At 32.5% G+C, this 9,474-nt stretch carries 8 protein-coding genes; 7 read left to right on the forward strand and 1 reads right to left on the reverse strand.

The window, feature by feature from the left end:
* Window positions 1-303 precede the first annotated feature (303 nt).
* From ACWATA_RS29105 to ACWATA_RS29135, 7 genes are all read left to right on the forward strand, one after another.
* Window positions 304-615, forward strand: coding sequence for an NIP7 pre-PUA domain-containing protein (locus ACWATA_RS29105; protein WP_062954797.1), 312 nt, complete (start codon window positions 304-306; stop codon window positions 613-615).
* A 16-nt stretch (window positions 616-631) separates the two neighbouring features.
* Window positions 632-1,048: a hypothetical protein gene (locus ACWATA_RS29110; protein ID WP_272162950.1), complete on the forward strand. Its 417-nt coding sequence runs from the start codon at window positions 632-634 to the stop codon at window positions 1,046-1,048.
* A 185-nt stretch (window positions 1,049-1,233) separates the two neighbouring features.
* A complete protein-coding gene (locus ACWATA_RS29115; RefSeq protein WP_100348231.1) occupies window positions 1,234-1,851 on the forward strand; it encodes a MarR family transcriptional regulator in 618 nt (205 codons plus the stop codon).
* Window positions 1,852-2,343: 492 nt separating this feature from the next.
* Window positions 2,344-2,940: a DUF3967 domain-containing protein gene (locus tag ACWATA_RS29120; RefSeq protein ID WP_205664570.1), complete on the forward strand. Its 597-nt coding sequence runs from the start codon at window positions 2,344-2,346 to the stop codon at window positions 2,938-2,940.
* A gap of 487 nt (window positions 2,941-3,427) precedes the next feature.
* Window positions 3,428-3,952 (forward strand): DUF2695 domain-containing protein, encoded by a 525-nt coding sequence (locus ACWATA_RS29125; protein ID WP_138116168.1) that lies wholly within the window; start codon window positions 3,428-3,430, stop codon window positions 3,950-3,952.
* Between the two features lie 374 nt (window positions 3,953-4,326).
* Entirely contained in the window at window positions 4,327-5,556 is a 1,230-nt protein-coding gene (locus ACWATA_RS29130) for a Fic family protein (protein ID WP_138116150.1), read from the forward strand.
* Window positions 5,557-6,144: 588 nt separating this feature from the next.
* Window positions 6,145-7,086, forward strand: coding sequence for a hypothetical protein (locus ACWATA_RS29135; RefSeq protein ID WP_138116148.1), 942 nt, complete (start codon window positions 6,145-6,147; stop codon window positions 7,084-7,086).
* Between the two features lie 332 nt (window positions 7,087-7,418).
* On the opposite strand, the gene mobQ is transcribed toward ACWATA_RS29135, so the two are convergent.
* Window positions 7,419-9,401 (reverse strand): MobQ family relaxase, encoded by a 1,983-nt coding sequence (mobQ, locus tag ACWATA_RS29140; protein ID WP_473050518.1) that lies wholly within the window; start codon window positions 9,399-9,401, stop codon window positions 7,419-7,421.
* Window positions 9,402-9,474 lie beyond the last annotated feature (73 nt).

Raw genomic sequence — 9,474 nt, forward strand, 5'->3', positions numbered from 1 at the left:
CAATGCTTTAGATGAAATCAGCATCATGAACACCAAAGGTGTCAGATGGTGGTTTCATCTTTGCCGATAGGCAAACAGGTTTTATGAAATTCGCCATCTAGGCGAATGGGTCTTTGGTTTTGTCTTTTTGTTCCGAAGGAACCGCACACATCGGTACGATGTATAAGTGCGCCCTTATCTCTTCGATCTAAGGGAATTATACCATATCCTGGTGAGAGAATCTATGCTAAGGATACCAATTTATCTCAATTTTTGATATAATCGATACAAACATTAGGGAACAGAAAAAGGAGATGATAATGGATGCCGAAGAAGCGAACAGATGAGGAAATTCTTCAGGAGTTAGAAGAGAAAATTGAGAAGATGAAAGCAAAGAAACAACAAGTTGAATCGCGTAAAAAAGAAAAAGAGAGAAAAGAGAGAACAAGACGACTTATTCAAGTCGGCGCGATCTTCGAGAAATACTTTGAGATTCAAAGTGAAGAAGAAGCTGAAAAGATTGCGAAGGCATTGCAAGCGTATGTAGGGAAAAATAAAGAGAAGATTTTGAATCATGATATGGTTGTAAAAGAAAAAAAGAAAGCAGCAGCTGAAGTGGCTGTTTCTGAAGAGTAAGGATTCGTAGAAGCCTATGATGAAATGTTTATATTGTGATTCAGAAAATAATTCTATAGATCAAGCATGTTCAGTTTGTGGAGCACCTTTATATACAAAGCGTCCTCAACTTAAAGAATATGTGAGTTTAGAAGATTCGGCTTTGTCATTCCAAGAGCTTCAACGTTTTCATACGTATGACTTGTTAATCTTACTTCGATTGGTTAGAGAAGAGCGTTCAAAAAGCTACAATTTAATGAGAACGGTTCAGAAAGCGCCAGAGGGGATTGAGATTGATAAAAGTATCATAGAGTTCGGAGAAAGCGAATATCGCCTTTATACGGCTCGTATGAAGCTCATAGAGGGTCTTTTGGTAGACCGGATGGGGTATAAGCCTAAGCGAGTGGATGATAAGCTGCTTACAGCGTTAAAACATCGAATGGACTCGAAATAAGGTTGCATTTATGAAAGATTTGGTAGAAAATTAGACATAAGAAAAGCCCTCAAGTTTTGGATGACAGGAGGACTTTTCTAAGCAAATATACAAGAAGGGGTTAACCTTCTGTTATTTATATTGTGATAATTATATTATAACATAATTAGGTTGATTCCTTCTACAAAAATTGGAGGAATTTAAAAGTGGCTAAAAACATCGTTAATTTTAAAGAGGCTGAGAAAAATGCTCTCAGTAGAGATTTTGATTTAGAGAAAATTAAGTATGCTTTGGATCATGGAGGAGTTACAAAAGAAGATTTAGAAGAGGCAATGGGCTTATTAAGTAAAGCAACTGGTAAAGATCTTTATGTAGGAACTAAACGTTCTCCTCAATCGAAAGTGAGGTTTGCTCAATCTATGCAAAATAATTTAGGGTTCTTATATAAACAAGACTATGTAACTAATAAAGAAAAAGTATTTCTCACTGATATAATTCCATACATAGCTTTTTCGAGTAACTGTATTGTTCATGATATCAAAGAAAAAAATCCTGTTCCTGCGAATATTTCTGAGATTGCTAAATTAATAGGTATTACGCGTCAGAATACTAGTTTAGCCGTTAATTCTTTGGTTAAAAAAGGATTATTATTTAAAGGAGATTCAGGAGTTGAAGGTAATAATGCAAAGGCTTATGCTATCTTTGTAAATCCGCATATTATATATGCAGGTGATAAAGATAATGTAAATGAGGCTTTAAAGGTCATGTTTCATAAAGCAATGAAGATGAAAGTCCTAAAAGATTTACCAGATAAATTATTTTAATAGAAAACGTAGTGATTATTCTCGATCACTGCGTTTTTTTTATATTTCGTGTGTCTCGTTTTCGAGACGCAAGTGTCTCGAAAACGAGACACACGAAAACCCTTATAAACCTTGATATATAAGGGTTTATAAGGGTTTTTTTTTTATTTCTCTTCTCACTCTATATTTAATAACAATTCGCCACTCGAATTGCAAGGGTCTTTTTATATTTTTTCGTTAGAAAAATAAAAGCCTAAAGGCTAAAAAAGCCGTCTTAAGACGGCCAGCTTTAGAGCTATATTAAACCTTCTAATGAACAGGAGAACAACTCTTGTTCTTCATAAGAACAACCTTGTAAATACCTGTATAAACATAATATTTAATAGAACTCCTCTTGTTAAGCTTATATATTGATTAGAGAATAAAGAGGAGAATACTATTCTAAATCGAAAACATTGTTAGAATAGCCTATATAATAAATAGTTATATGTATTAAGAATAGGTGGTGAACATATGTCTGAACAAATAAATGAAATAGTTTATTTGGGTGGAGAGGTAGCAAAATCATTAGGAATAGCTCGTAGTTCTCTTACAAAATATTGTATTGCATTAGAAAATAAGGATTATAAATTCATCAGGGGGTCGAATAATTCTAGAGCATTTAGAAGTAAAGATATTCTTTTACTCCAAAGAATGAAAGATCTAGTTCAAGATAAAAGTATGACTATGGAAACAGCTGTAAATGTAGTGTTATCAATGCTTCCAGAAGAGGAGAGAACAGGTACTGTTCTTGAGGAGAACAAAGTAATTCCTCAAGAAAATCAATCTGAAGAACAAAAAGAGAACAATCAACTTTCTGTTCTCATGGATAAATTAGAATACATTGAGGAAATATCTGATAGATTAAATTCAATGGAAAAAGAGCTTAAAGATATTAAAACTCAAAATAAGATTTTACAGGATCAAAATGAAGAATTAAAAACAAATGTTGAAACAAGTTCAAATAAAAGAGATGAAAATCTTTTATCTCTAATTCGTGAAGTTCAAGATACCAAAAAAATGATAGCAGCAGCTCAAGAAAAAAAGTGGTGGGAGTTTTGGAAATCTTAAACTTTGTATTATTCATTGGGTTATAAAAAACATATAATGAATATAAGAAAATCTTCTAAAAGAGGTGAGATAATAAATGGCCATTATATTGTCTTTAATAGGCGATGTATTTAGTGCAATTGCAGGCTCACTTTTAGGTAAGAAGAAAAAGAAGTAAAACAAAAAGAGCAACCTCGGCATTGGCCAATGGACGAGGTTGCTGCATATGTATAAAAAGTGCGCTTTTTATACATTCGGCTTTTATTCACCTCGAGATAAAACGCTGATTTATCAACGATGTATAAAAAGCTGCATAAACCATAAATTTAAAAAGCAAACGAGCCCTTGTGTACCAAGGACTCGTTTTTTTCGTGTGTTCCGGAAAGAGTGTTTATGTAAACTAGCGATGTATAGAGTATACATAAAATAATTGAAGAATATTGAAGCATATGGGAAAATCACATAAAGGATTTTGGTTTCTTAATACTGTTTAAAAGGAGCTATTTGAATGGATAGTTTATTAGAATTAAAAGATGAACTAATAAAAGGACAAAAATTAGCAATGCAAGGATCTTATCAAAGAAGAGCTCCTTCCAAAAAAGCAATTCCCCATCTTTTAACAGCAAGAAAAGGACTCAAAGAATATGTTAAACAGTATTCAAACGATGCTTTAGCTTGGCAATTGTTATCTCAAGCTGAGGAATATTTATTAAATTACAACGCAGCTTTAATGGCACTTCAGAACGCAGTATCTCTTGATAAAAAAGATAAAAAATTATTAAAGAGATTAGCTTTATTAAAAGAGTATGCAAGTAAATGGCAAGAGCTCGATATGACACCAGAGCAGTTGCAATCATTAGAAATATACCTACAAGAAAAATTAGAAATATACGGTTGTGATCATACACTGGTTTATACCAGAGAGTGGTTAGACATAAGCACTTTACATAGTAAAAAATCAAAAATAGTAAAAGCTTTACAAAATCAAGGTGGTTTTTGTGACTGTGAAGTTCTTATGAATGTAATTGATTAGTTTAAAGTGCTACCTAGAATCTGGATTATGGTAACTAGATCTCTAATAATTTATATATAGATATTTTTAAAAATAAGGTTAGGTAAAATAATTGAGTATAAAGTTTGGAGAAATACATAAGTATGTACTTTTTGATTGGAATAAATATAGTTAAAAGTAATTTATTTCATAAATCAATGGAAAATCCATAGTAAGACATGGTATAGTTCTTATTTATTTAGTACATATTAGTATTATGACGTTTAAAATCATTTTTTTAGTACTCTTAATTTGAAATATTGAAGTTTTTTTTATTAAGGATATTAAAAACAATATCCTTATTTTTATTTTGGTGCTATTATTATGATAATACTCACCTTTAAGGAGGGGTTTTTATGAACTATGAAAAATTAAGTAAAGTCTTTTATAAGGCTCCCAATCAATATATAGATGAATATGTTAAAAGATACAACGGATATGGAACATATAGAACAAATTTGTATATTATGCCTGTTTTAAAAGGTAAACATGTTGATGAACCTGTTGAACTATTCATAGTAAATACTGATCCATTGATGAAACTGCACGAGGAAATTTTTGTGAATAGCTTTAATATAAGAGAAATGATAAGCAGAATGCCTAGATCAGCTGTTAGACCTTATTTTGATAAGTTACTCATAAATGAACTACAAAGCACTAATGAAATTGAAGGAATACGTAGTACTAAAAAAGAGCTTTCTGAAATTTTAACGATTGTTAATGAAAATAAGCCTACTAGTAAAAATAAAAGATTTATTGGTTTGATGAAGACATATAGGTACATCAGCAAAATTAAAGACTTTGAAAAAATTGAAGATTTTAGAAAGTTGTATGATGATATAGTGGCTGATGAAATACCTGAAAATGATCAACCTGATGGTGTTCTTTTTCGAAAAAATATAGTAAATGTAACTGATGGCAGTAGAGCTACACATGTTGGAGTATATCCAGAGTCTAGTATAAGGGATTATCTAAACAATCTTTTGGTCTTTCTGAAAACATCTAATACACCTGATTTGTATAAATATATGTTAGCCCATTATTACTATGAATATATACATCCATTTTATGATGGTAATGGTAGAACTGGACGCTTATTTGTATGTAGTTATATTGAGAAAAAATTAGATCCATTCACTGCAGTTTCTCTATCTTATACGATTAATCAAGATAAACAAAAATATTATAAAGCCTTAGAGGAACTTTCTAATCCCAAAAATAAAGGGGAAGCAACTTTTTATTGTCAATCTATGTTAGAAATATTAAGAGATGGTCAAGAGTCACTGATTGAAGATTTGAGTTTAGGATTAGCTAAAGTAGAAAAAATTGAAAATCACTTACAGAATCTAGAGTGGGCAGATAATGATACTAAACAATTATTAGCGACTTTACTTAGTGTCAATATATTTGTTGGCCATGTAAATGTTCTCACTAATGAAGAACTACAGGAAAGTTTATCATTTACCAGATATAAAGTTAATAAAATTCTTTCCGATTTAGAAACAAGGGGAATCGTAATGAAAGTTAAGCAACGTCCAACTACTTATGATTTGGAAGAAGATTATGTTGATGCAGTATTGAGCTGATATAAAAAGTAATTACAGCCAGTTTTAAAACTGGCTGTAATTTTAAATTTCTGATCATAAAAATTACATATATTAGGTAGTATAATGTCGATAATTTACGAATAGATATATATCATACATATAGATAAGACCGCCTATATACTGATGGATAATGGGCGGTCTTTGTTAGGAATATGAGAATAGTTGGGGATTTTTAGATTAATATACTATTTTATCTAAAAAAGTAGTTTTTTGTTGACAACGACAAATAACCATCTTATAATGTAAGATGGAATAGGTATATTAGTCTATTAAATCCCTGTTCTTTTAGTCTGATGCTACCAACATCAGATTGGTTCTTCTCAACTGACAGTACACTTTACTAAATTAAGTACGGTTATTATGTTACAACAAAGTACATGTCGAAATCAAGTATTTTTAACAAGTAATTTTATACATTTTTCAACATGTCTGCTATATATGCCGTTTATATTTTGTTAGATTGGAATGAACTCTCTATTAGGACAAGTAATAAAGGAGGGTAGGGTTTAACATAAATAATAGCTATTTACTTACTCCAATTTATGATTATAAAGGAGTATGAAATTTATGTTGATTACAGGTAAAAAAAGAATTAGAAAATGCGGTAAATATATAAAACATCTTTCTGAAAGTAAGAAAGCTTATATCGGATTACCGATTACAGAAGATGTATCTTCTCGTTTAAAAGAAATTGGTTTCAAAGAATTAAGTTTAGGAGAATCTCTAGTACCTTCGCCTAAATTAGGGCCTATTAGCAGATTTAATGCGAATGGTAAAGAAGTAGCCCAGAGACATTTACCTAAGGAGACTGTTTATAGACAGCAACATTGGGAATGGGAGGATTGGAACGGAAAATCTTACTCCCGTACTGTTGATATACCATATCAGAGATATCCAAGGAAGTTAATTCCTGCACCTTGGTTGGCATTAACAATTATTCAGTCTAAAGATAAGAAATTTGTTATTGCTGGTGATGTTATTGTAAAAGGAGAAACAACAGAAGAAAATATCACACATCAAATCAATCTAATGTTAGAACTGTTTAAAAGTGCAGAGATTCTTCAAGAAAATTTAGAATCATATCAAATACCTAAAATAGAAAGATTGAATTGGGAACTACTTCCGGCTGGAAATATGCCTTGGGAGAAGTTTAAACAAAAACTAACTCCAATTTTAGATAAAAAGTCAAAAGGTAAAAAGATGATTATTGCTGAAAGGCTTGAAAAAGTTTCATCACATAACCCAGATTTTCATGCCATTGGTACTAATGGATATCATGGATATATTGTTTTTGGATTTACAGATATTAATCTATATATCTTTGAAACAGCAGAATACGGAAATGCGACTTATGTATTTGAAGGTGACTGGAAGACTGTTTCGTCTAGAACCAAGTCTGAAATTATTCAAGGTAACCTTCATAAACATAGATTTGTCCATTTAGAAGGATGGAATGAAAAAATAGATAATCTATTTTCAAGTAACGATGAAAACAAAATGATTTCGTAAATTAAAGCAGAGGATTAATCCTCTGCTTTTTTTGTTGACAGGGGTACAGTCCCGAAAATGCGGATTTACAACGTTAAGCAATTCTGAGAAGAAAAAAAGGCTAACTTAACAACGATAAGGGTTTTGAGACAAGTCATATGATACATTCAAAACTCTTATTTTACGTATTATTGATTCCATATCAATAGAGTAGACCCTATTGATACAAGGTTTTTTGTCTTAATGTTGTAAATCCGCATAATCCTGATGCTACCCCTAATAGGTTTAATTTCTTTAAATAAAATGTAACAACTTTAAGTTGTTTCTAATTGCCTTAAGGCAATTTTTTATCTTTAACGGCTAAAATCTGGTCCTTGATCTTTCGCTCTATTTATATTGGTACTTCTCATTCTTCTCAATTGATGTCTTTGTTGGGCTTGCTCTTGGCTACGAGTAGCTTGTTGAATAGCATCAAAGATACCTGAGATCGTTTCTATGACGTGCTCTTTGACTTTTATGTTTTTCTCTATATCTGGTATTACATTTTGCTCAAGCTCTCTAATTTCGCCTTGTCGTTTGTTTAAATCATCTAGTCCTTTATATCCTTTTTCCTTAAGGTTATCACGATAGTGATTAGCTTCATGTTGTAATTCTTCATAGTGCTGACGTGATTTCTTTGAAACCAAGCGTTTGGCTGCTTCACTAGGGCTGTTGCTTAATGTATCAAGTTCCTTTTCTGTTTTTTCAAGGCTAGTAACCTGGCTCTTTATCTTATCTAGATGATCTTTTTCAGTTTGAAAGATTTTTAGGTCTTTCTTTAGTTTGTATAGATCGTCTTGTTGATTTTTAATCGCTTTTTCAATGACTTCTAACGTTACGGGAGTCTTTTTGGCCATATCTACATGTTTCTCTAGCTTTAAAGCATTGTCATAGGTCAAGTGTTTTCCAGCTGTTTTCAAGTCGGGATAGTGAGAGCTTACTTCACGAATTTTCGCCATTTTAATGGCTTCTTCTGCTTGTAACAAGACTTTCGTTTCAACTTGAATCTGCTTTTTTTCATACTTGATTTGATGCAGGCGATTCTCTTTCTGTTGAGAGAATTCTTGATAGCGACTATAAAACTCCTCTTCAGTTGAAAAGCGAAGAGATTCCTTATAGCTCCCAATACTGTTTTCGTAGTTGGCTTTGTTACTTTCTAAATCAGAGATTTTATCAAGGTGACGACGCTTCATCATGTTATTTTCTTTTAGTTTAAACGGATTGAGTGATCCCTTGAGTTCATCTACCTTTTCTTCATTCTGTTTGATTTCACGCTCTAAAGCCTTCACACGGTCATAGTAATTGCTGACATTTAGGAACTGTTGTTGCTGCACATGGAAATGACGTTCAATCGGGTCATGACGATCACTCATTTTGCGTAGTTCTGCCTGGCGTTTTGAGATATCGTCTAAGGAAACGATTTTTTGATTCAAAAGAGATGCAGCCTTTTGAATATGTGTTTTCTCAATATCCGTAGAGAAGCTAAATTGCTTCTCTTTTTCTTTTATTTTTTGTGCATGAGCTTCTTTTTGAAGACGGTAAGTCTGCAGGTCAATAACGACTTTATTGTATTCTTGGCGTTCTCTGTTGATTTGACCACGGTCACTTTTCTTTCCTTTCTTCTCCATGTCATGAGCGACATGGCCTAAGTGAATGGTTGGAAGTACTTCAAGTCCCCGATTTTCATGAGAAAGGTGCGTAATACGCTCTTTACTTTTGGCTTGTTCTAATGCTTGATTGGCATAGTTTGCCCACTGTTCACGAATGGATAAGCAGCCTTCGCTATTTTTTACGTACCCCCGATTGTTTTCTTTTGCATTGGCAAAATCAGCATTCCAGTCACGATTCTTTTTGCCGAAACCATTTTCATCAATGTTTCTCATCGTTAACATGATATGAGCATGAGGATTATTAGCATCGTCACGATGAATGGCAATATCAGCAACCATTCCTTTTTGAACAAACTCGTTTTGAGCAAAGGATTGAATGAGTTCTTTTTGTTGGTCATGATTTAATTCAATTGGCAAAGCAATGTTTAATTCACGTGCTAATTGTGAGTCTTTGCGCTTCTCAACTTTTTCAACTTCATTCCATAAACGGTTTCGATCTTTCATCCATTCTGGCGCATTAGAAGGAGTCAGAATCATGGTTTCCGGTTGTATATCACGAGCATAAAATTTTTGCTCGTCTGTACGTTCATCATGTAGTTTTTCACCACTACGATAAGCAGCTGCAGCAACAGCCGATTGGCCTTTTGAACGGGTGATGATTTGCATCGATAGATGATAAATTGCCATGATTCTTTCCTCCTTTCTTGAGAATGGGTTTGTGTTTTTGGAATAAGTTGATGAGAGCACAAGGTGCGCTAAT

The sequence above is a fragment of the Priestia sp. USM5 genome (genome assembly GCF_058323215.1).

What these genes read in the sequence shown, in the direction of transcription:
- ACWATA_RS29105 (WP_062954797.1), top strand. Translation starts at nt 304, where the DNA reads ATGCCGAAGAAGCGAACAGATGAGGAAATTCTTCAGGAGTTAGAAGAG.
- ACWATA_RS29110 (WP_272162950.1), top strand. Translation starts at nt 632, where the DNA reads ATGATGAAATGTTTATATTGTGATTCAGAAAATAATTCTATAGATCAA.
- ACWATA_RS29120 (WP_205664570.1), top strand. Translation starts at nt 2,344, where the DNA reads ATGTCTGAACAAATAAATGAAATAGTTTATTTGGGTGGAGAGGTAGCA.
- ACWATA_RS29125 (WP_138116168.1), top strand. Translation starts at nt 3,428, where the DNA reads ATGGATAGTTTATTAGAATTAAAAGATGAACTAATAAAAGGACAAAAA.
- ACWATA_RS29130 (WP_138116150.1), top strand. Translation starts at nt 4,327, where the DNA reads ATGAACTATGAAAAATTAAGTAAAGTCTTTTATAAGGCTCCCAATCAA.
- ACWATA_RS29135 (WP_138116148.1), top strand. Translation starts at nt 6,145, where the DNA reads ATGTTGATTACAGGTAAAAAAAGAATTAGAAAATGCGGTAAATATATA.
- mobQ (WP_473050518.1), bottom strand. Translation starts at nt 9,401, where the DNA reads ATGGCAATTTATCATCTATCGATGCAAATCATCACCCGTTCAAAAGGC.